21 protein-coding genes are annotated in these 21,722 nt (G+C 71.5%); 10 read left to right on the top strand and 11 right to left on the bottom strand.

The window, feature by feature from the left end:
- Positions 1-55: 55 nt before the first annotated feature.
- Both AC6CCG_RS34060 and AC6CCG_RS34055 read left to right on the top strand, forming a co-directional pair.
- Positions 56-1,051, top strand: a complete 996-nt coding sequence (locus AC6CCG_RS34060; RefSeq protein WP_496659312.1) for an aldo/keto reductase — start codon at positions 56-58, stop codon at positions 1,049-1,051.
- Positions 1,052-1,112: 61 nt separating this feature from the next.
- Positions 1,113-2,642: an alpha/beta hydrolase gene (locus AC6CCG_RS34055; protein WP_496659311.1), complete on the top strand. Its 1,530-nt coding sequence runs from the start codon at positions 1,113-1,115 to the stop codon at positions 2,640-2,642.
- Positions 2,643-2,652: 10 nt separating this feature from the next.
- Here AC6CCG_RS34055 and AC6CCG_RS34050 read toward each other — a convergent pair whose 3' ends face one another.
- Together AC6CCG_RS34050 and lepA are read right to left on the bottom strand one after the other, a co-directional pair.
- On the bottom strand, positions 2,653-3,408 hold the full coding sequence (locus tag AC6CCG_RS34050) for a GNAT family N-acetyltransferase (RefSeq protein ID WP_496659310.1): 756 nt from the start codon (positions 3,406-3,408) through the stop codon (positions 2,653-2,655).
- Positions 3,409-3,416: 8 nt separating this feature from the next.
- Positions 3,417-5,273 carry a translation elongation factor 4 gene (lepA, locus tag AC6CCG_RS34045; protein WP_496659309.1) on the bottom strand — a complete coding sequence of 619 codons (1,857 nt, stop codon included), beginning with the start codon at positions 5,271-5,273 and terminating at the stop codon, positions 3,417-3,419.
- 134 nt (positions 5,274-5,407) lie between these two features.
- Between lepA and AC6CCG_RS34040 the strand changes: the two genes are divergently transcribed.
- Entirely contained in the window at positions 5,408-6,385 is a 978-nt protein-coding gene (locus AC6CCG_RS34040) for a phosphotransferase (protein WP_496659308.1), read from the top strand.
- Between the two features lie 30 nt (positions 6,386-6,415).
- Here AC6CCG_RS34040 and AC6CCG_RS34035 read toward each other — a convergent pair whose 3' ends face one another.
- From AC6CCG_RS34035 to AC6CCG_RS34025, 3 genes are all read right to left on the bottom strand, one after another.
- Positions 6,416-6,781: an iron chaperone gene (locus tag AC6CCG_RS34035; protein ID WP_496659307.1), complete on the bottom strand. Its 366-nt coding sequence runs from the start codon at positions 6,779-6,781 to the stop codon at positions 6,416-6,418.
- A 100-nt stretch (positions 6,782-6,881) separates the two neighbouring features.
- Positions 6,882-7,826 (bottom strand): bifunctional helix-turn-helix transcriptional regulator/GNAT family N-acetyltransferase, encoded by a 945-nt coding sequence (locus tag AC6CCG_RS34030; RefSeq protein WP_496659306.1) that lies wholly within the window; start codon positions 7,824-7,826, stop codon positions 6,882-6,884.
- A gap of 9 nt (positions 7,827-7,835) precedes the next feature.
- Positions 7,836-8,411, bottom strand: coding sequence for a carboxymuconolactone decarboxylase family protein (locus AC6CCG_RS34025; RefSeq protein ID WP_496659305.1), 576 nt, complete (start codon positions 8,409-8,411; stop codon positions 7,836-7,838).
- Positions 8,412-8,531: 120 nt separating this feature from the next.
- On the opposite strand from AC6CCG_RS34025, the gene rpsT reads away from it, so the two are divergent.
- Complete coding sequence (rpsT, locus tag AC6CCG_RS34020; protein ID WP_496659304.1) at positions 8,532-8,795, top strand: 30S ribosomal protein S20; 264 nt, start codon at positions 8,532-8,534, stop codon at positions 8,793-8,795.
- Between the two features lie 25 nt (positions 8,796-8,820).
- Positions 8,821-10,038 carry an amidase gene (locus AC6CCG_RS34015; protein WP_496659303.1) on the top strand — a complete coding sequence of 406 codons (1,218 nt, stop codon included), beginning with the start codon at positions 8,821-8,823 and terminating at the stop codon, positions 10,036-10,038.
- 7 nt (positions 10,039-10,045) lie between these two features.
- Here the strand turns inward: AC6CCG_RS34015 and AC6CCG_RS34010 are convergent, their stop codons facing one another.
- The 3 genes from AC6CCG_RS34010 to AC6CCG_RS34000 are packed head-to-tail and all read right to left on the bottom strand — an operon-like array spanning position 10,046 to position 13,362.
- Positions 10,046-11,101, bottom strand: coding sequence for a PQQ-dependent sugar dehydrogenase (locus tag AC6CCG_RS34010; RefSeq protein WP_496659302.1), 1,056 nt, complete (start codon positions 11,099-11,101; stop codon positions 10,046-10,048).
- Between the two features lie 12 nt (positions 11,102-11,113).
- Positions 11,114-12,340 (bottom strand): multidrug effflux MFS transporter, encoded by a 1,227-nt coding sequence (locus AC6CCG_RS34005; RefSeq protein WP_496659301.1) that lies wholly within the window; start codon positions 12,338-12,340, stop codon positions 11,114-11,116.
- Positions 12,337-13,362, bottom strand: a complete 1,026-nt coding sequence (locus tag AC6CCG_RS34000; protein ID WP_496659300.1) for a zinc-dependent alcohol dehydrogenase family protein — start codon at positions 13,360-13,362, stop codon at positions 12,337-12,339. Before AC6CCG_RS34000 ends, AC6CCG_RS34005 begins: the two co-directional genes overlap by 4 nt.
- Positions 13,363-13,511: 149 nt before the next feature.
- Here AC6CCG_RS34000 and AC6CCG_RS33995 point away from each other — a divergent pair, with 149 nt between their 5' ends.
- Positions 13,512-14,411 (top strand): helix-turn-helix transcriptional regulator, encoded by a 900-nt coding sequence (locus AC6CCG_RS33995; RefSeq protein ID WP_496659299.1) that lies wholly within the window; start codon positions 13,512-13,514, stop codon positions 14,409-14,411.
- Positions 14,412-14,439: 28 nt separating this feature from the next.
- Here the strand turns inward: AC6CCG_RS33995 and AC6CCG_RS33990 are convergent, their stop codons facing one another.
- Together AC6CCG_RS33990 and holA are read right to left on the bottom strand one after the other, a co-directional pair.
- Complete coding sequence (locus tag AC6CCG_RS33990) at positions 14,440-15,294, bottom strand: polysaccharide deacetylase family protein (RefSeq protein ID WP_496659298.1); 855 nt, start codon at positions 15,292-15,294, stop codon at positions 14,440-14,442.
- 99 nt (positions 15,295-15,393) lie between these two features.
- Positions 15,394-16,374: a DNA polymerase III subunit delta gene (gene holA / locus AC6CCG_RS33985; protein WP_496659297.1), complete on the bottom strand. Its 981-nt coding sequence runs from the start codon at positions 16,372-16,374 to the stop codon at positions 15,394-15,396.
- 169 nt (positions 16,375-16,543) lie between these two features.
- Here holA and AC6CCG_RS33980 point away from each other — a divergent pair, with 169 nt between their 5' ends.
- From AC6CCG_RS33980 to AC6CCG_RS33970, 3 genes are read left to right on the top strand one after another with little or no spacing between them, the layout of a single operon-like run.
- The gene (locus AC6CCG_RS33980; RefSeq protein ID WP_496659296.1) at positions 16,544-17,251 is read left to right on the top strand and encodes a hypothetical protein; all 708 of its coding nucleotides are present in this window, start codon (positions 16,544-16,546) and stop codon (positions 17,249-17,251) included.
- Positions 17,248-18,630: a hypothetical protein gene (locus AC6CCG_RS33975; RefSeq protein WP_496659295.1), complete on the top strand. Its 1,383-nt coding sequence runs from the start codon at positions 17,248-17,250 to the stop codon at positions 18,628-18,630. Before AC6CCG_RS33980 ends, AC6CCG_RS33975 begins: the two co-directional genes overlap by 4 nt.
- Before the next feature lie 29 nt (positions 18,631-18,659).
- Positions 18,660-19,127: a GNAT family N-acetyltransferase gene (locus AC6CCG_RS33970; protein WP_496659294.1), complete on the top strand. Its 468-nt coding sequence runs from the start codon at positions 18,660-18,662 to the stop codon at positions 19,125-19,127.
- A gap of 6 nt (positions 19,128-19,133) precedes the next feature.
- On the opposite strand, the gene xylA is transcribed toward AC6CCG_RS33970, so the two are convergent.
- On the bottom strand, positions 19,134-20,324 hold the full coding sequence (xylA, locus tag AC6CCG_RS33965) for a xylose isomerase (RefSeq protein ID WP_496659293.1): 1,191 nt from the start codon (positions 20,322-20,324) through the stop codon (positions 19,134-19,136).
- A gap of 104 nt (positions 20,325-20,428) precedes the next feature.
- Between xylA and AC6CCG_RS33960 the strand changes: the two genes are divergently transcribed.
- Entirely contained in the window at positions 20,429-21,610 is a 1,182-nt protein-coding gene (locus AC6CCG_RS33960) for an ROK family transcriptional regulator (protein WP_496659292.1), read from the top strand.
- Positions 21,611-21,722 lie beyond the last annotated feature (112 nt).

Raw genomic sequence — 21,722 nt, 5'->3', positions numbered from 1 at the left:
CCTACTGTCGGCGGCGGGACCAGGAGTCCCGGCAGACACGAGGAGAGGGAGCGCTGTGGCTGAATCGACGATCACGCGAAGGCTCGGCAGGAACGGCCCGGAGGTCAGTGCGATCGGGTTCGGTGCCTGGGCCATCGGCGGCCCGGCCAGCCGGGACGGCAATCCGATCGGCTGGGGTGAGGTCGACGACGACGAGTCGGTGGCCGCCCTGCACGCGGCGCTGGACGCGGGCGTCACCTTGATCGACACGGCCAACGTGTACGGCGCCGGCCACAGCGAACGGGTCGTCGCGAGGGCGCTCGACGGCCGCCGCGACGAGGTGGTGATCGCGACCAAGTTCGGCAACCTGATCGACGAGGAGAAGCGGGAGGCGATCGGCCGGGACGCGTCCCCGGAGTCGATCCGGGAGCAGTGCGACGCCAGTCTGGCCCGGCTGCGGACGGACGTGATCGACCTCTACCAGTTCCACATCGGCGACTACCCGCTGGACCGGGCCGGCGAGGTCCGGGACGCACTCGAAGGTCTCGTCGCCGACGGCAAGATCAGGTTCTACGGGTGGAGCACCGACGACCCGGACCGGGCCGCGTTCTTCGCCGGGGGCGAGCACTGCGCGGCGGTCCAGCAGTCCTTCAGCCTGGTCAACGGCAACGAGGACACGCTGGCCGTCGCGGAGCGGAACGGTCTGGCCAGCATCGTCCGCGGCCCGCTGGCGATGGGGCTGCTGACCGGCAAGATGACCCGGGAGACCACGTTCGCCGAGACCGACGTACGGCACGGCTGGGACTGGTCCGGCGACCAGGGCCGCCGGTTGGACGCCTTGGAGAAGGTCCGCGCGATCCTCACCGAGGACGGCCCAGGGAGCGCTCGGCTGGCTGCTCGCCCGAAGCCAGGCGTTCGTGCCGATCCCCGGCATCCGTACCGTGGCGCAGGCCCGGGACAACGCCGGCGTGCTCGCCGCCGGACCGTTGTCGGCCGATCAGCTGGACCGGATCGCGGCGGCCCTCGCCTGATCCGTGGCCCGGCTCCGGTGACCTCGGTCACGCGGGCTTGACCGTGCCCCGAGGGCACGCCCTGGAGTGGGACGCGTCATGTCCCACGACAGGAGGCTTGAGATGGATCGAGGACGGATCGCGCGCCGCTGTGTCGCGCTGGTCGTCGCTGCCGGGCTCGCCGGATCCCTGCTGACCGCCGCGGCCCGCGCCGACGGCGGACCGGAGGCGAAGGTGACCTGGGGCGCCTGCCCCGAGGACGTTGCGGCCAAGGCGCCGCAGTTGGAGTGCGCGAAGGTGCCGGTGCCGCTGGACTACGCCGAGCCGGACGGCACCACGATCGAGGTCATGGTGTCCCGGCTGGCCAGCACGGACGCGGCGAAGCGGCGCGGCATCCTGCTGCTCAACCCGGGCGGACCCGGCGGATCCGGTCTCACCCAGCCGGCCGACCTGGTCGCCCTCGGCGCACCGGCGAGTGTGCTGGACGGTTACGACCTGATCGGGATGGATCCGCGCGGCGTCGGCCACTCGTCGCCGATCAGCTGCGGCTTCACCGCCGACCAGGAGTATCGCGGCAACATCCCGCCCTACGCGCCGGACGCCGCGGCCGTCGAGCGGCAGGCCGCGGCCGCGAAGAAGATCGCCGACCAGTGCGCCGAGCATGATCAGGACGGCCGGCTGCGCCACCTGACCACGGCGAACACGGCCCGCGACCTGGACACGATCAGGGCGGCGCTCGGCGAGCGGAAGCTCAATTACTTCGGGCTCTCCTACGGTTCCGCGCTCGGCGCCGCGTACGCCTCGCTGTTCCCCGACCGCACCGACCGGATGATCATCGACAGCAACGTCGGCGACACCCAGCTCGGGTACGAGGGTCTGCGGCGGTTCGGCCTCGGCGCCGAGGAGACGTTCGGCGCCTTCGCGAGGTTCGCGGCCGACCGGCACGACGCGTACGGCCTCGGCCGCACGCCGGCCGCGGTCCGGAAGAACTACCTGGCCCTGGCGGAACGGCTCGACCGGAAGCCGGTCGACGACGTGGACGGCGCGTTGTTCCGGTTCATCGTGTTCGTCGGGCTCTACTCGGAGCGGAGCTTCGCCCCGACCGCCCAGCTCTGGCAGTCGCTCGCCGACTCCGACGCGGCAGCGGTCGGCCGGCAGCTCGCCGAACTCCCTCAGGTGGGCCCGGACCGGGCCCGCGTGCCCATCACGAAGAAGGCTGACGGCCTGTCCCCGTACGACAACACCTGGTCGGCATTCCTCGCGGTCACCTGCAACGACTCCGACTGGCCCGAGGACGTCGCGACCTACCAGCGCCAGGTGGCGAAGGACCGCCGGAGCTTCCCGTTGTACGGCGCCGCCGGCTCGAACATCAACCCGTGCGCCTTCTGGCACCACGAGCCCAGCGAGCCGCCGGTGACGATCACCGACGAAGGCCCGTCGAACGTCCTCGTCGTGCAGAACCGGCGCGACCCGGCGACCCCGTACCTCGGCGGGCTGAAGGTCCGCGCGGCGTTCGGCGACCGGGCCCGGCTGGTCAGCGTCGACGGGGTCGGGCACGGCGTCTACGTCTACGGCGACGACCCGTGTGCGACGAACGTCGCCACGAACTACCTGGTCGACGGCACCTGGCCGCGCCGCGACGTGACCTGCTGACCCGCGGCGGTCAGCGGGTTCCGATCAGCCGGCGGCTCTGCCAGCGCCGGCCGATCCGGAACCCGAGGCGCTGGTACAGGTTGATCGCCACCGTGTTGGCCGCGTAGACGCCGAGCGTGCAGACGCCCTGCCGGCGTACGGCGAGCCGGGTCAGGGCGGCGGTGATCACCCGGCCCAGCCCGCCGCCGCGGTGCGCGCCGTCGACGGTGATACCGGACAGCAACGGCCGGCCGGCCACGTTGTCCTCGATCACGCCACAGGCGATCAGGGCACCGGTCCGGTCCCGCAGCCCGAGCCAGGTCTGCCCGGGCGCACGACCCGGCACCCCGTCGCTGCCCGGGTTGTGCTCGGTGATCAACGCCGTCAGCTCCGGGTAGTCGCACCGGCCCAGCTCGATGATCTTGTCCTCACCGGGCTGGTCCGGCGGCGCCTCGACCGTCCACATCCAGTGCCAGTCGCCACCCGGCTCGAGTTCGAGCCGGTCCGCCACGTCGGCGTAGCACCGCTCCTCGATCGTGATGATGTTGCGCGGCAGCTCGTCCAGCCGACCGGTCATGATCAACTCGTCGAGCAGCGCCGCCGCCTCGGCCGGCGGCCCGAACACCGCGCTGCCGTCGCCGCGGGTCTGGGTGGCGCGCGGGATGATCATCGCCGCGCCGTACGCGTAGCCGGGCCGGGTCAGCGTGTCCGGGATCTCCCAACGGAGGAAGGGGTCCTCGGGAGCGAGCCGGCGCAGCTCGGCCGCCGAGGACAGGCTGATGATCATGGACCGACTCAGGCCTTCTTCTCCACCTTGGTCGTCTCGCCGGTGGACAGCGCGGCGACGAACGCCTCCTGCGGCACCTCGACGCGGCCGACCATCTTCATCCGCTTCTTGCCTTCCTTCTGCTTCTCCAGCAGCTTCCGCTTCCGGGTGATGTCGCCGCCGTAGCACTTGGCCAGCACGTCCTTGCGGATGGCTCGGATGGTCTCCCTGGCGATCACCCGCGACCCGATCGCGGCCTGGATCGGCACCTCGAACTGCTGCCGCGGGATCAGCTCCTTGAGCTTGCCGGACATCATCACCCCGTACGAATACGCCTTGTCCTTGTGCACGATCGCCGAGAACGCGTCGACCGGCTCGCCGTGCAGCAGGATGTCCACCTTGACCAGATCGGACTCCTCCTCGCCGGCCGGCTCGTAGTCCAGGCTGGCGAAGCCCTTGGTGCGCGACTTCAGGGCGTCGAAGAAGTCGAAGACGATCTCGGCCAGCGGCAGCGTGTAGCGGATCTCCACCCGGTCCTCGGACAGGTAGTCCAGGCCCTGCTGGACGCCCCGCCGGGCCTGGCACAGCTCCAGGATCGTTCCGATGTATTCGGCCGGGCTGAGGATGGTGGCCTTCACCACCGGCTCGTACACGGCCGAGATCTTGCCGTCGGTCGGGTACTCCGACGGGTTGGTCACGATGTGTTCGGCGCCGGTCTCGAGCTGGACCCGATAGACCACGTTCGGCGCGGTGGAGATCAGGTCGAGGTTGAACTCACGCTCCAGCCGCTCCCGGACGATCTCCATGTGGAGCAGGCCCAGGAAGCCGATCCGGAAGCCGAAGCCGAGCGCGCCGGAGGTCTCCGGCTCGTAGGTCAGGGCGGCGTCGTTGAGCTGCAACTTGTCCAGCGCCTCGCGCAGCTCCGGATAGTCGGCGCCGTCGATCGGGTACAGCCCGGCGAACACCATCGGGTTCGGATGCCGGTAGCCGCCGAGCGACTCCGCCGCGGGGGCCGAGGACGAGGTCACGGTGTCGCCGACGCGGGACTGCCGAACCTCCTTCACGCCGGTGATCAAATAGCCCACCTCGCCGACGCCGAGGCTCTTCGCCTTCACCGGCTCGGGCGAGATGACACCGACCTCGAGCGTCTCGTGGGTCGCCTTGGTCGACATCATCAGCACCCGTTCCCGGTGCGAGAGCTCGCCGTCGACGACCCGGACGTAGGTCACCACGCCGCGGTACGTGTCGTACACGGAATCGAAGATCAACGCGCGGGCCGGTGCGTCCGCGTTCCCGGTCGGCGCCGGCACCTGGGTGACGATCTGGTCCAGCAGTTCGGCCACGCCGTCACCCGTCTTGGCCGACACCTTGAGCACGTCGGAGGCGTCGCAGCCGATGATCCCGGCCAGTTCCTCGGCGTACTTCTCCGGCTGCGCGCTGGGCAGGTCGATCTTGTTCAGCACCGGGATGATGTGCAGGTCCGCCTCGAGCGCCAGGTAGAGGTTGGCCAGCGTCTGCGCCTCGATCCCCTGCGCCGCGTCGACCAGCAGCAGCGCGCCCTCGCAGGCGGCCAGCGACCGGGACACCTCGTAGGTGAAGTCGACGTGACCCGGGGTGTCGATCATGTTGAGGATCTGGGTGGCACCCGCGAACGGGCCCGACCGCGGCGTCCACGGCATCCGGACCGCCTGCGACTTGATCGTGATGCCGCGCTCGCGCTCGATGTCCATCCGGTCCAGGTACTGGGCCCGCATCGCCCGGTCGTCGACGACGCCGGTCAGCTGCAGCATCCGGTCGGCCAGGGTCGACTTGCCGTGGTCGATGTGGGCGATGATGCAGAAATTGCGGATGATGTCGGGGCTGGTCCGGCCAGGGGTGGGTGTCACGCGGTCAGGTTCCAGTCTGTAGCTGTTCGATGGTTCGGTACGGGTGCACGGAGGCACCGAACGCCCATCATCCCACGGCGCACCAGCGACTTATCCGGTCGACTCACCCGACTCCGTCCGCCACGATGGCGTCCATGACTCACCCGGTGACCTATGCCGTCGGCGTACGGCGTCCGTACCTCGATCTGCCCGCCGCGGTCCGCGCCTGGGTGGACCGGACGCTCGGCGAGCCGGTCGTCGAGGTTGCCGACAAGCAGGGCGGCTTCTCCCCCGGCGTCGCGGCGGTGGTCACCGGGGCCAGCGGCCGCAGCCTGTTCATCAAGGCGGTCGGCTCGGCGGTCAATCCGGATGCGATACGGATGTATCGGGAAGAGCAACAGCACTCGGCACGCCTGCCGGAGATCGACTTCGTGGTGCGTACGGTCGCGACGGCCGAGCTCGAGGTCGGCGACGAGCAGTACGCGGTCACGGCACTGCCGGCCATCGACGCCGCCCCGCCGCCGCACCCGTGGACCCTCGCCGACGCCACCCGGGCCTTCGACACCATCGCCGAGCTCGGCCGGCTGCTCACGCCGTCGCCGTGGCCGGAGCCGACCGGTGACGAGCTGGACCGGTTCTTCGGCGGCTGGCGCACCCTCGGCGGCGACGATCCGTGGCTGGGCGATCCGTGGATCGCCGAGCGAGCGGAACGCTTCGCCGCGCTGGAGGCGGACACCGTCGCCCGGATGGCCGGCGAAACACTGAGCCACACCGATCTGCGTGCCGACAACCTGCTGTTCGGGCCGGACCGGGTCTGGGTGGTCGACTGGGCCGCCGCACAGAACGCCGCCCGCTGGCTCGACCCGGCCCTGCTGCTGGCCGATCTGGTGGTGTCGCGGGCCGACGTCGGCGACGGCGGCGAGATCGACGTGGCTAGGTTCGCCGTCGAGCATCCCGCCCTGCGCACGGTGCCGTTCGAGCTGAACTGGGCCGGCGTCTGCTGCCTCGCCGGAGCGCTGCACGGGTTCTCGCTCAAGCCGGACCCGCCCGGCCTGCCGACCATCCGGCCCTGGCAGGCCCGCTGCGCCGACACCATGATCGCCTGGTGCCGCCGGACCGATCCCGAGTCATGATCAACACCTGGCCATGATCAACAGCGGTGATCAACAGATGGTGCCGGGCCTCGCGGCGGTGGCCCGGAGCAGGTCACGGAGCAGGCCCAGATCGACCTGATCGGGCCGCCTGAACCGCAGGCAGCCCTTGCCCATGTCCTGATCCGCCAACCGCTCCCGGTACGCCTCCTTGACGTCGCTGCGGAGCAGGTAGAACGCGATGTACTGCTTCTGGCTGGCGAAGGTGATCTCCGCCGTCCCGTCCCGGAGATAGGCCGGCATCCCGTACGCCATCGTCTCGTCGAACCCAGCCAGCTCGTCCCGGCACAGCGCCCGGATCCGGGTCAGCACGTCCCGCCGCCCCTCCGGCACCTCGGCCAGGTAGGCGTCGACGTCCGGCGCGTCGCTGTGCACCATGCAACGAGGCTAGCGCTGTCCCTGTGCCGAGGAGCGGAAACCGGATGCACCCTGTGCTTGCCCGAGGGCGGTGCCCGATCGGCCTTGCCCTTCGACAGGCTCAGGGCGCAAGGGGTCGGAGGTCCAGCTCCCAGGTCTGGCCGACGAGGTCGGCGCCGAAGCTGTGGTGTCGTTCCTCGTCGACCAGCCGGAAGCCGGCCCGCTGGTAGATCCGGCGGGCAGCGGAAAGGATGTCGTTGGTCCAGAGCACCAGCCGCCGGTAGCCGGCGGAGCGGGCGAACTCGATGCAGGCCTCGACCAGCCGGGTGCCGAGGCCCAGGCCGCGGGCCCAGGGCTCGGTGAGCAGCAGCCGCAGCCGGGCCGTCTCGTCGTCGTCGCGGACACAGAAGACGCTGCCGGCCCGCTGCCCGTCGACGGCGGCGATCCAGACCCGGTCCCGACCCGGCGTGGCGGTCGCGGCGAAGTCGGCGACGATCCGGGCGACCAGGGTCTCGTAGGTCTGGTCCCAGCCGTACTCCTCCGCATAGAGCACCGCGTTCCGCTCGACCACCCAGCCCAGGTCGCCCGGCTCCGGTCCGCGCAGCTCCACCCGGGGTGGGTCCCCGGCCGGCTCGAGCAGCGTCCGTACCGTGCCCATGGCATTCACCAGCCGGACCCGGTCGGGGTCGCGCAGCGGTGCCAGCAGGCCGGAGACGTCGCGCACCGATCCGGCGTGCAGCTCCTCGAACGCCGCCTGGCCGGCCTCGGTGAGCGTGACGGTCTGCCGTCGCCGGTCGGCCTCGGACCGTTCCCGCTCGACCAGGCCGGCCGCGCCCAGCCGGTCCAGGATGCGGGTCGCGTAGCCGGGGTCCAGGCCGAGCTCGGTCCGCAGGCCGACGATGTCGACCCGGCCGACGGCGGCCAGCTCGAACAGCACCCGCGCCTCGGTCAGGCTAAACGGGGAGCCGGCCAGGCCTTCGTCCAGCACGCCGATGATCTTGGTGTAGAAGCGGTTGAAGGAGCGGACCCGGTCCACGGTGTCCGGGTCGACCGAAACCTTTGACATAGTCAAAGATTACGCCGGCGTCCGCCCGAAGTCGACGGCGTCCCGGACCGTGGTCGGCGCGGCGTCGACCAGCTCTCGGTCCGGCGGCGCACCGAGGGCGTCATTCACCGTCGAGAAGGCGAGCCGGAGCGCCACGAACACGGTCAGCGCGAGGATCTGCCGGTCGTCGAAGCCGGCCGTGCGGAGCCGCTCGACGTCGGCGGCGGTGGTGCCGTTCGGGTCGGCGGCGACGCCGCGGGCCCAGTCGACCAGGGCCGCCTCCCGCTCACCCAGCCCGCCCGAACTGCCGCCGAGGACGGCGACGGCCGTCGGCTCGTCGGCGCGCTGGGCCAGCCGGGCGCCCCAGGCCAGCGAGCAGTAGGCGTCCCGCCGGGTGGATGCGGCGGTCACCACGAGGAGCGCGATCTCGCGGTCGGTCAGGCCGCTGCCGTCCAGCGCCGCCGAGCGGGCCTGCTGGTAGGCGTGGAGCAGATCCGGCCGCCAGGCCCACAGCCGGGTCAGGTTCATCACGTACCCGTCGGAGGCGAGATCGTCGTCGTAGAGTGCCCGGACGGCGGTGTCCTCGGGCGGATCAACCAGGTGCATCTGCTCAGTGTCGCCGGGATTTGAGCTCGCGGGAGCGAGACTGCTAAAGTCGACCGTCGCGTGACCGCTCGGTCGTGCACGTCCACCTGTCGTACGAAGAGAGTGTCAGAGGCCTGCCCCGTGGCGAACATCAAGTCCCAGATCAAGCGGATCAAGACGAATGAGAAGGCGCGCCAGCGCAACAAGTCCGTCAAGTCCGCCTTGAAGACGTCCGTTCGCCGGTTCCGCGAGGCCGCCGAATCCGGCGAGGCCGCCAAGGCGACCGAGTACGCGAAGTCCGCGACCCGGCTGCTGGACAAGGCTGCCAGCAAGGGCGTCATCCACAAGAACCAGGCCGCGAACCGCAAGTCGGCCATCGCCGCCCAGGCCGCCAAGCTCGGCTGACCGCTCGGCCTCACCGGGCGCGGTCATGATCGACCTGCTCGCACGGATCGAGGCCGAGAACCCGCGCCTCCGCGCGTTCGTCGACGAACCTGATCGACGTGAGCGGTGCCGGCGCGACCTCGACCATCTCGCGCAGCGGTGGCCGGACCCTTCGGACCGGCCACCGCTTTTCGCGCTTCCGGTCGCGGTCAAGGACGTGTTCCATGTGGCCGGCCTGCCGACCCGGGCCGGCTCCCGGCTGCCGGCCGAGTTGATCACCGGCGAGCCCGGCCCCCTGATCACCAGCCTGCTGGAGGCCGGCGCCGTCATCCTGGGCAAGACCGTCACCGCCGAGTTCGCGTACCTGGCGCCCGGCGAGACCTGTAACCCGCACCGCTTGGAGCACACGCCCGGCGGGTCCAGCAGCGGCTCGGCCGCCGCGGTCGCCGCCGGTCTCGCCCCGATCGCCCTGGGCACCCAGACCGTCGGTTCGGTGATCCGGCCCGCCGCCTACTGCGGCATCCTCGGCTTCAAGCCCACCTTCGCCCGGATCGGCACCGAGGGAGTGATCGCCAACGCTCCGACCTTCGACACGGTCGGCTTCCTGGCCGCCGACGCCGCGCTGCTGCACCGGGTCGCGGCTGCCACGCTGCCGGGTTGGCAGCCCGTCGCTTCGACCGTGCTGCCGACGCTGGCGGTCCCCCGCGGCGCCTATCTCGACCAGGCCGAGCCGGTCGCGCGGGACGCGTTCGAGCGGCAGTTGGCCGTGCTGCGCCAGGCCGGCTACCGGATCCAGGACGTCGCACTGCTCGACGACATCGAGGACGTCAACGAGCGCAACGTCCTGATCAACGGCCACGAACTGGCCCGCTCCCACGAGGCCTGGTTCGACGACCACGCCGACCTCTACCACCCACGCACGGCCGCCGCGATCCGGGACGGCCGGGCGATCGACCGGCGCGACTACCAGGCGGCGCTGCGGGACCGGGCGGTGTTCGCCGACGCCCTGGTCGACGCGCTGGCCGGCTTCGATGCGTACCTGGCTCCGGCCGCGACCGGGCCGGCGCCGCACGGGCTCGACACGACCGGCAGTCCGCTGATGAACCTGCCCTGGACCCAGGCGCGGCTGCCCGTGCTCGGCGTACCCGCGGGCCGGACCGACGACGGGCTCCCGCTCGGCGTCCAGTTCGCGGCCGCGCCGGGCCGCGACGAGGCGTTGCTCGGCTGGGCCGACGGCCTCGCCACCGTCCTGGCCCGGGCCTGAGGCCGCGTCAGCCGGGCGGGTCGACGGCGAGCACGCGGTCGTCGTCCGGACCCGGGCTGCCGCGGCCGTCGGTGTTGTTGGTGATCAGCCACAGCCGGCCATCCGGTGCTCGCGCCACGTCGCGGAGCCGGCCGTAGTCGCCGGCGTAGTGGCTGGCCGAGGTGGACGGGTCGCCGACCGGCACGGTCCGCAGCACCCGGCCACGGAGGTTGGCGACGAAGATCGTCTCGCCGATGATCGCGATCCCGCTCGGGCTGGCGTCGGCCGGACTCCACTGCTGCACCGGGTCGACGTACCGGTCGTCGCCGGCGATGCCCTCGACGACCGGCCAGCCGTAGTTGGCGCCGGGCGTGATCACGTTCAGTTCGTCCCAGGTGTTCTGGCCGAACTCGGCGGCGAACATCGTGCCGTCGGCCGCCCAGGCCAGGCCCTGCGGGTTGCGGTGGCCGAGGCTGTAGACCGGCGAGCCCGGGGTCGGGTTGTCCGCCGGGATCTCGCCGTCGGGCGTCAGCCGCAGGATCTTGCCGGCCAGGCTGTCCGGGTGCTGGGCCGCCTCGCGCTGCCCGGCATCGCCGACGGTCGCGTACAGCAGGCCGTCCGGGCCGAACGCGATCCGGCCGCCGTCGTGATGGCTCGCCGACGGCAGACCTTCGATGATCGACTCGGGCTCGCCGAGCGCCAGGGAGCCTGGTTCGCCGGTGAGCCGGTAGCGCTGGATCCGGTTGCCGTCCGATCCGGTCGAGTAGGCGTACAGCCGATCTTGATCATCGACGGCCAGGCCGAGCAGCCCGGACTCGCCGGTGTGCTCCACGCCGGCGACGGTCCCGATCACCCGGGGCCGGCCCGCGTCGTCCAGTTCGAGGATCTCGCCCTGGTCGCGCTGGCTGATCACGGGGGTGCCACCGCTCAGGAAGACGACCGACCACGGCGCGGCGAGGCCGGTCGTGATCACCGCCGGCGTGCCCAGTTCCGAACTCCCCGACGGTGCGGCCGCCGGGCTGCAGGCGGCCAGCGCCAGGGCGAGCAGCAGCCCGGGAATCCGCCGGGTACGGACAGTTTTCATGATCGACAGGACCTACCGTTCGAGGAACCGGGGCCGGGCCAGGACCAGGAGTCCGGTCAGGGACAGGCCGGTGCAGCTGATCATGAGAATAGCCATCGGTACCGCGGTGGTGCTGCCACCGAGTCCGGCCAGCGGCGCGATCAGGCCGGCGAAACTCCACTGGACCAGGCCCAGCACGGCGGACCCGGTGCCGGGATGGCGCGGCACCTGGGCCGCCGCGAGCGCACCGCCGTTGGGACCGATCAGGCCCTGCGCGGTCATCAGGACGAAGAAGCACGGAATCGCCAGCCAGAGCGGCGCGTGGAACCACACGGCGCCCACCAGCATGGCGACGCCGGCGGCCAGCGCGGCGAGCTGACCGGCCAGGATGAGCGTGCGGGTGGCGATCCGTCCGGCCAGCCGGGCCGCGATCAGCGCGGCGACGGTCATGCCGCCGGCGTTCGCCGCGAAGTCGATCGAGTACGCGATCGGCGACAGCCCGTTCATCGACTGCAGGACGAACGCCGAGGTCGCCACGTAGGCGAACACCGCGCCCATCGACGAGCCGCTGACGAGGACGTACCCGAGGAAGGGACGGCTCCGCAGCACCTCGCCGGCGGTCCGGCCGAACGCGGCCAGGCCACCCCGGTGCCGCCGCTCGGCCGGCAACGATTCCGGTACGGCGAGCGCGACCGCGACGGCCATCGCCAGGCCGAGCGCGGCGACGGTCCAGAACGACATCCGCCAGTGCGACAGCTGCAGGATGACGGCACCGGCCAGCGGGCCGACGATCGGAGCGATGCCGCCGCCCCCGGCGATCACGTTGAGCACCCGGACCAGCCGGGCGCCGGTGGCCAGGTCGACGATCACGGCACGGCCGATCACCATCGCCCAGCCGCCGGCGAAGCCCTGGACGAAGCGCGCCGCCATCATGATCGAGATCGCCGGGCTGACCGCGCAGACCACCGACGCCGCGGCCATGATCAGCGTGCCGCTGATCAGGAGCCGCCGGCGGCCGTACCGATCGGAGACCGGGCCGCCGACCAGCTGACCCAGCGCCATCCCGGCGAAGAAGGTGGTCAAGGTCAGCTGGACCTGGGTCGCCGTCGCGACAAGATCACCGGCGACCTGCGGGAACGCCGGCACGTACAGGTCGGTGGCCAGCGGCGCGATCGCGGTCAGGAAGACCACGGTCGCCACCAGCGCCGCGGTGAGCCTCGCGGTCGTTCGGTCACTGGCCGCCTGCATCGCCACGGTCACGGGCGGAGCAGCACCTTGATCGCCCGCCGCTCGTCCATCGCCCGGTACCCGTCGGCCGCCTGATCAAGATCGAGTTCGAGGTCGAACACCCGGCCCGGATCGATCCGCCGGGTCATGATCAATTCGATCAGCTCGGGCAGGAACCGGCGCACCGGGGCGGGCCCGCCGTGCAGGTGCACGTGGCTCATGAAGTAGTCCTCGCCGCGGATCGCGACGTCGTGCAGGACGCCGACGAAGCCGACGTGACCGCCCGGCCGGGTCGCCCGGATGGCCTGCATCATCGACTCCTGGGTGCCGACCGCCTCGACCACCGAGTGCGCGCCGAGACCGCCGGTGAGCTCCCTGATCCGCTCCGCCCCGGCGTCGCCACGCTCGGTGACGATGTCGGTGGCACCGAACTCGCGGGCCAGCGCCTGCCGGCCGGCGTGCCGGCTCATCGCGATGATCCGTTCGGCGCCGAGTTCGCGGGCGGCGAGGACGGCCAGCAGGCCGACCGCGCCGTCGCCGACCACGGCCACGGTCCGGCCCGGCCCGGCCTCGGCCGCGACCGCGCCGAACCAGCCCGTACCGAGCACGTCGGAGGCGGCCAGCAGGCCGGGCACCAGGTCGTCCGCCGGCCGTTCGGAGGTGGCGACCAGCGTCCCGTCGGCCAGGGGCACCCGCATCCGCTCGGCCTGCGCCGCGCCGCCGGTGCCCAGCACCTCGCGGTGCACGCACGACGTCTGATAGCCGGCCCGGCAGATCTCGCAGGTGTTGTCGGAGGCGAAGAACGACCCGATCACGAACTGGCCGGGCTCGATCGTGGTCACCTCCGCGCCGACCTCCTCGACGACACCGGCGTACTCGTGACCCATGTGCAGCGGCTCGGTGACCGCGTCGGCGCCTCGGTAGGGCCACAGGTCGGAGCCGCAGATGCATGTCGCCGCGAGCCGGATGATCGCATCCGTCGGCTTCAGGATCGTCGGTTCGGCGACCTCCTCCACCCGGACGTCGCCCGGCCCGTACATCACCACACCACGCACTGAACGTTCTCCTCGAACTCATCGGAAACGCCGGCCGACCGGCCGGCCCCTCCAGCAGAGCGCCCCGGCCGGGACTGGAGAAGTCACTGCCGTGAGGTGTACTGACAAGGCATCCCAGGGCCCGCGCGGCGCGCGGTAGCGTCACGGGTGTGGACAACCGAGCCGAGGTCCGCGAGTTCCTGACCTCGCGGCGAGCCAAGATCAGCCCGCACGACGCCGGGCTGCCCGAGACCGGCTCCCGCCGCGTCCCGGGGCTCCGCCGGACCGAGGTGGCCGGCCTGGCCGGGGTCAGCATCGAGTACTACTCCCGGATCGAGCGCGGCAACCTGGCCGGCGTCTCCGGCTCCGTCCTCGACGCGATCGCCCGGGCGCTGCAACTCGACGACGCCGAACGCACCCACCTGTTCCATCTCGCCCACGCCGCCGACGGCACCAGCGCCCGGATGCGGCCGCGCCGCCGTACTGCGAAGCCGTGGACGCCGCCGCCGAGCCTGCAGTGGACGCTGGACGCCATCACCGGCGGGCCCGCGATCGTCCGCAACGGCCGGATGGATCTGCTGGCGACCAACCACCTCGGCCGGGCCATGCATTCATCCCTGTACGACCGCGACCCGGCCCGACCGCCGAACTTCGCCCGCTACACGTTCCTCGACGAGGACTCCCGCCGCTTCTACCCGGGCTGGGACGCGGCCGCCGACATCTGCGTCGCGATCCTGCACACCGAGGCCGGCCGGGACCCGCACGACAAGGCGCTGCACGATCTGGTCGGCGAGCTGTCCACCCGGAGCGAGGAGTTCCGGCGCCGCTGGAGCGCGCACGACGTCCGCACCCACGGCACGGGCACCAAGTACTTCCACCACACGGTCGTCGGCGACCTGACGCTGGCGTACGAGAGCGTCGACATGATCAGCGAGCCCGGCCTGACCCTCACGATCTACACCGCCGAACCGGCGTCGCCGACGGCCGAGGCGCTGCAGCTGCTCGCCTCCTGGGCCGACACCAGCCTGGAGAGCACCAACCTGGGGAGCCGGCCGAACAGCCCGGCGTGATCAGCACCCGCCGGGCCGCGCGGAACGGTCAGTTGCCGTAGTTGGCCCAGGACTTCGGGTACCGCTTGCCGGGCGTCGTCTCGCCGAGCATCTCGCTCACCGTGACCAGCGTGTAGCCCTTGTCCTGCAGACCCTCGATGATGTCCTCCTGGGCATCGATCGTGGTCTGGTGGATGTCGTGCATCAGCACGATCCGGTTCTTGGCCGCACTGTGCAACACCTTGCTCTTGATGTCGTACGGATCGTGGGTGTCCCAGTCGAGCGTGTCGACGTCCCACAGGATCTCGGCCACCCCGAGCTTCTTGGCCGCCTTGTCCACGCCCTTGTCGGTGGCGCCGTACGGCGGCCGCATCAGGGTGACCTTGCAGCCACAGCCCTTCTCGATCGCGTCCGAGGCCTTCTTGATGTCCTGGTAGGCGCCGTCGACCGACTTCCGGTCCAGCGAGTCGTGGTCCCACGAGTGGTTCGCCACCTCGGACCCGATGTCGTGGATCTCCTTGACCAGCTCCGGGTACTCGGCGGCCAGGTTGCCGAGCTGGAAGAAGGTGGCCTTCGCCTTGTACTTCTTCAGGATCTTGATCAACTCGGGCGTCGTCCCCGGGCTCGGTCCGTCGTCGTAGGTGAGCGCGATGCACTTGAGCTTCTTGCAGTCGACCGCGGGCTTCTCCGGGGGTTCGGAGCTGGCCGGCGGGGTCGGCGTCGGGCTCGGCGATTCCGGAGCGTCGGAACTCGGCGGCGCACTCGACGAGCCGCCGGGCGACTCGGAGGTGGTGCCGGTGGTCGTGGCGGGCGGGCTACCGGCCGTGCCGGGTGGAACGGTCCCACAGGCCCCGAGGAGGAGGGATAAACCGATCAGAATTACCGCAGCCGCAGACGCAGGCACGGATCGCTTGAAACGCACCGGGCCGACGATACCCGGCGAGGAGTACATCCGTTGCACAACACGGGCCCTGGTGGCGAACACCACGTCGACGGCCTGGGATCAGCGTCGGGTCCGGGCAGCGGCGACCGCGAGCACCGTCCGCTCCAGCGCGTACTCGGCGTCTCCCTCGGCACCCTTCACCGCGGCGTCGGCCGCGGCCACGGCGTGCAGCGCGGTGGCCAGTCCGGTCGAGTCCCAGCCGCGGACCTGGCTCCGCATCGACTTCAGCTTCCACGGCGGTACGCCGACCTCGCGGGCCAGGTCCGCCTCGCGCAGCCCGCCCGGCGCACTGATCAACTTCGCCAGCCCGCGCAGCCCCGAGGCCAGCGCGCTGGTGACCAGCACCGGCGCGACCCCGGTCGAGGTGGCCCAGCGGAGCTGCTCCATCGCCTCCCCGGTCCGGCCGGCCAGGGCGGCGTCGGCGACGGCGAAGCTGGTCACCTCGGCCCGGCCGCCGAAGTAGCGCCGGATCGTGGCCACGTCGATCCGGCCCTCGGTGTCGGCGATCAGCTGGCGCACGCCGGCGGCCAGCGAGCGCAGGTCGTGCCCGATCGCGTCGACCAGGAACTGCGCCGCCTCCGGCTCCAGGGTGCCGCCGGCCTGCCGTACCTCCGCGGAGACGAACTTGGGCAGCTCCCAGGCCTTCACCTGCGGACAGTCGACCACCGTCACCGGCTTCAGCTTGCGCAGCTTGTCCAGCAGGCCCTTGCCCTTGGCGCCGCCGCCGTGCACGAGGACCAGGACCAGGTCCTCGACCTGGGCGCCGGCGATCTCCAGCACCGGATCGAACAGGTCGGACGGCAGCTCGGCCAGGTTGCGGATCACCGCGGCGCGGGAGCTGGAGAACAGCGACGGGCTGGCCAGCTCCGCCAGCCGGCCCGCGTCGAGCCGGGCCGCCTCGACCTCGGTCACCTCGAGTTCCGGCGCGGCGGCGCGAGCCTTGCCGAGCACGTCGGCGACGGCCCGGTCGGCCAGCAGCGACTCGGGGCCGGTGACCAGCAGGGTGCTCGGCACGGCCGAGCGGTTGGTGGAGGGCGGCACGGGCTCATCCTGCCACTGCGGTACGACAATCGGACGCATGCTCACCGGTCCGGCAGCGGGACCGCATTCTGGCGCTAACCGCGCTGGTGATGCAGTCTTGGACTGACATGCCAACCCGCATCCCCCGCTACCCGCCCCGCAAGGACACGCACAACCCGCTGAGTACGCCATGACTGAAGCCGTCCCCGAAGCCACCGATCCGCCGCACCTGTTCACCGGCGAGCGTCGACTCCTGGACCGGCTGGCCCGGGTGCGCCCGGGCACCGTCGTGATCCTGTTCGACGGGCGCCGGCCGGCCAGGATCAAGCTGCCCGGCGAGTTGCTGGTGCCGAGCTGGTGGCCGCTGCTCCCCGCGCTGGAGGTGCTGCCGGTCACCACGGACACGATCGAGGCGGCGATCACGCTGGACGACGTCGTCACGGCGGACGGCGGGATGATCCACCGGATGGAACTCCAGGTGCTGCTGCGGCTGCTGGACGACGAGGAGTACCACGGGCTGCAGCAACTGGCCGAGCACTACGGCAGCGAGCTCGGCCTGTTCCTGGCCCGGGGTGTGCAGGCGGAGCTCGAGGTCGCGGTACGGACGGCGATGCGGATGAACGACTACGCCGAGATCCGGCGGCAGTCCCTGCTCAAGGTGCTGCGCGAGGCCTGGCTGCCGTACAACGTGGTCGACGACATGGTCGACGTCCAGGGCGTCACGATCCGCCGGGTGGAGTGGTCCGCCGAACAGGAGCCGGTCCCGGAGGCGGCGCCGCCGGCCGAGCGGCTGTGGGTCGACCCGTACGTCGACGAGACCTACGTCGAGGACTCCGATCTCGGCAGCACCCTGGCCAGCAGCTCCGAGGACGACCAGCGATCCGGAGTCGGCGGGTGAGCACGATCACCTCGCTCGGCTCGGCGACGCAGCCGACGCTGGCGGGACTCTCCCGCGACGACAGCTACCTGCCCACGGCGAAGGTGCTGGAGCTGTCCCGGCTGCCGATGTTGATCATGGTCGTGGTGAACCTGATCTTCTTCGTCGCCTACTGGCTGCCCGAGCTGGCCCGCGGCACCGACGATCCCCTGCTGGGCCAGCTGGCACCGCTGGCCTCGGCCTCGTTCGCGACCGGCGGTGAGGTCTGGTTCGCCACCCAGCGCAGCACCGGGACCTGGTTGTTGATCTTCGGCCTGGCCATCGCGATGCTGATCCGGTCCCGGCACTGGGTGGCCCGGCTGGTCCTGTTCCCGGTCGCCTATCTCGGCGCCGCCCTGGTCCTGGTCATGATCATCGGCGTGACCATCCGGGGCGAGTTGTTCGGCACCCTGTTGGCGGTGCTGCTCGGCCTGGTCTGGGTGGCCACCGCGATCACCACCACCTGGCGCAGCCTCTGGCAGAACATCGACGACCTGCCTGCGCGCCGCCCGCCGCGGATCTGGCCGCTGGTGCTGGCCTGCGTCGCCGCGGTGGTCCCGCTGGCGGTCGGCCGGGCCGTGTTCGCCCCCGAGCTGAGGCAGGCGGCACAGGACCTCACGGTGTCCGGGTCGGCGATGCGCTGGGCGGCCCTGTTCACCGAGGCGACGCCGCGCCTCTACCTGGCCGGCGCCGCGGTGCTGGTGGCCGGTTGGGCCGCCTGGCGGCTGCTGCCCGGCCGCCGTCCGGACCGGCCGGCCGGCACGGTAATCACGCTGCTGGTCGCGCTGGTGATCGGGATGGGCGGCATCGGCATGTCGGCGGCCCACCTGGCCGCACTGCGGACCGAACAGATCAGGTCCGGCGACCCGACCCCGGAACTGCTGTTCAGCTGCGCGTCCTGGCGGCAGCCCGGCGAGGGGCCGGCCCGGACCCTCGTCGTGCACGGATCGGGCTGTCAACAGTTGAGCGGGTTCACCGGCTACACGCCGACCTCCGACCGCGCGCTCGGGTACTCGGTCTCGCCGGTCACGGCGTCGCTGCCGGGTGGTCCGGCGATCTCGTCGGGCCTCATCTCGGCCACGTACGGCGACGTCCTGGTGCTGGCCGGCACCACCCGGTTCGACAACAAGGCCGACCGGATCGTCGGTCTGCGGATCACCGACGGCACCGAGGTCTGGTCGTTCCCGTGCGCCGTCGAGTCCGGCCGCGGCCCCAGCCTCGACCTGCGCTTCGCCGGGGCACCGGACGGCGACGACCCGGCGGCGGGCCGGCTCACCGAACGCGGCGAGTCCGAGGCGGTCGTGGCCGTCTGCGCCGGCGTCGGCAAGACCCTCGACCCGCGGACCGGCGCCGAGCGGTGACGGGGTTCCCGGCGCTGCGGACGAGCCGGTTGACCCTGCGTCCGGTCGTGCCGGAGGACGCGGAGGCGATGGTCGGCGTGCTGGCGGATCCCCTGCTGTACACGTTCACCGGCGGCAGCCCGCCGGACCTTGATCAACTCCGGGACCGCTACCGCCGGCTGGCCGGCGGCCTGTCCCCCGACGGCACCGAACGCTGGCTGAACTGGATCGTCCGGCTCGACGAGGTGCCGATCGGCGTGGTCCAGGCGACGGTCCGGCCGGCCGACGGCGGCGCCGATGTCGCCTGGGAGATCGGCACCGCCTGGCAGGGCCGCGAGTACGCGTCCGAGGCTGCCGCCGGCCTGGTCGACTGGCTGCTCGAGGAGGGCGTCCGGGTCGTCGGCGCGTACGTCCACCCGGAGCACGTCGCCTCCCAGCGGGTCGCCGCCCGGGCCGGCCTCAGTCGTACCGACGAGGTGGTGGACGGCGAGCAGCGCTGGGTCCGTACCGCTCCCTGAGCCGGCTCAGCGGGCGCCGAGCAGGTGTTCCAGGGCGAGCTGCTGCAGCCGGACGAAGCCGAAGCCGCGGGCGTTGTGGTAGCCGGCGGCGTCGAAGTCCTCGTAGCTGGCGCGGTCGGCGACCAGGTCCTGGTAGGTCTCACCGTCGTTCAGCGTCGGCTGGGCCAGTTCGGCGACCTTGGCATCGGCCAAGGCCTGCTGCACCTCCGGATCGGCCCGGAACGCCTTGGCCCGCTCCTTCAGCAGCAGGTAGGTGGCCATGTTGGCGCGGGCCGACTCCCAGACGCCCGCGTAGTCCTCGGTGCGGCTCGGCTTGTAGTCGAAGTGCCGCGGGCCGTCGTAGGCCGGGCCACCGTCCGGGCCGCCGTTCTCCAGCAGGTCGACCAGCGAGAACGCGTTCTGCAGGTCGCCGTGGCCGAACACCAGGTCCTGGTCGTACTTGATGCTGCGCTGGCCGTTCAGGTCGATGTGGAACAGCTTGCCGGCGTCCAGGGCCTGCGCGATCGCGTGGGTGAAGTTGAGTCCGGCCATCTGCTCGTGCCCGACCTCGGGGTTGACGCCGAACAGCTCGGACCGGTCCAGCGTCTCGATGAACGCCAGTGCGTGGCCGACGGTGGGCAGCAGGATGTCGCCGCGCGGCTCGTTCGGCTTCGGCTCGATCGCGAACTTCAGGCCGTAGCCCTGATCGGTCACGTAGTCGGCGAGCAGGTTGACCGCCTCGCGGTAGCGGGCCAGCGCGGACCGGACGTCCTTCGCGCTGTCGTACTCACCGCCCTCTCGGCCGCCCCACATGACGAACGTCTGGGCGCCGACCTCCGCGGCAAGATCAAGATTGCGGATCACCTTGCGCAGCGCGAATCGGCGGACGGCGCGGTCGTTCGAGGTGAACCCGCCGTCCTTGAACACCGGGTGACTGAACAGGTTGGTGGTGATCATGGGGACCACGACGCCGGTGTCGGCGAGCGCGCCCTTGAGCCGGTCGATCTGGGCGGTCCGCTCGGCATCGGTGGCCTCGAACGGGAACAGGTCGTTGTCGTGGAAGGTGAGACCGTACGCGCCGAGCTCGGCCAGTTTGGTCACCGCCTCGACGACGTCCAGCGGCTCCCGCGACGGCGCACCGAACTGATCCTGACCGACCCAGCCGATGGTCCACAGGCCGAACGAGAACTTGTCCGCAGGGGTGGGGGTGACTGCCATGACTCCAACGCTCCTTGATCATCTTTGAATTGTTGCCCTCCGCAACATATTCGCGCACAATCATCATCGTCAACGAAGGCCGGTGGCGTCAACGGAGGAATGAGATGTCGGCGGGTACGGATTCGTCCCGGCGCCGCAATCTGTCCGCGGTGCTGCGACTGGTGCACACCCGGCGCGGGCTCAGCCGCGCCGAGCTGACCCGGCTGACCCGGCTCAACCGGTCCACCATCGGCGGCCTGGTCGCCGAGCTGGCCGAGCTCGGCCTGGTCGTCGAGGCCGAACCGGCGATCGACGGCGTCGGCCGGCCCAGCCCCAGGATCGAGCCGAACCCGGACGTGCTGGCGGTGACGGTCAACCCCGACGTCGACGCGGTGACCGTGGGGCTGGTCGGGCTCGGCGGGATCGTCCGGGCCCGGGTACGGCGGGCGCACCGGCGAGTCCCCACGCCGGAACGGGCCGCTGCCGTGGCCGACGGCGAGATCCGCAAACTGATCGCTTCCGTACCGGAGGCTCGCGTGGTCGGGCTCGGGGTCGCCGTGCCGGGCCTGGTCCGGGAGGCCGACGGCACCGTCGTCCTGGCGCCGCACCTGGGCTGGCGGGACGAACCGGTCGCCGAGGCCTTCACCGCCGGTACGTCGATCCCGGCCCGGGTGGCCAACGACGCCCGGCTGGCCGCCGTCGCGGAGGCGACCTTCGGTGCCGCCGCCGGGCACCGGTCCGTGGTCTACCTGAACGGCAGCGCCAGCGGCATCGGCGGTGGCGTGCTGATCGAGGGGCGCCCGCTCCGCGGCCGGTCCGGCTTCGCCGGCGAACTCGGCCACACCACGGTCAACCCCGCTGGGGCCGCCTGCCACTGCGGTCGCCGCGGCTGCCTGGAGACCGAGGTCACCCGCGACCAACTGCTCGGCGCACTCGGGGTCGCCGACGCGGCCCCGGAGGACCTGGAACGACGACTGCTCGCCGAGGATTCGGCGGCCCGGCCGGAGATCATCCGCCAACTGGACTGGCTGGCCCAGGCCATGATCGACTTCAGCAACGCGTTCGACCCGGAATTGATCATCCTCGGCGGCTTCCTCGGCTCCCTCCAGTCCGCCGATCCGGCCCGCCTCGACGACGCCATCGCCCGCCACGCCTTCGCGTCCCTCGGCACCCCACCCGAGATCCGCCGAGCCACCCTCGGCCCCGACCTCCCGGTGATCGGCCCCGCCGAGTTGATCTTCGAATCCCTCATCACCGACCCCGCACTCCCCGGCCGAGTCGTCGAGTGTGACGGTTCGGACAGCTGAGATCGCCCAAAGTCAATTGGTCTAAGCACCTTTGCTGAGGAGTTCGTTCATGGCTTGGGCTGGGGTTTTCAGCTCGAGGGTAGGGCGGGGTCGTTGGTTCAGGGTGTCGGCG

It is taken from the genome of Microlunatus sp. YIM B11417 (genome assembly GCF_059617205.1).
This window is presented reverse-complemented; position numbering and strand designations above follow the sequence as displayed.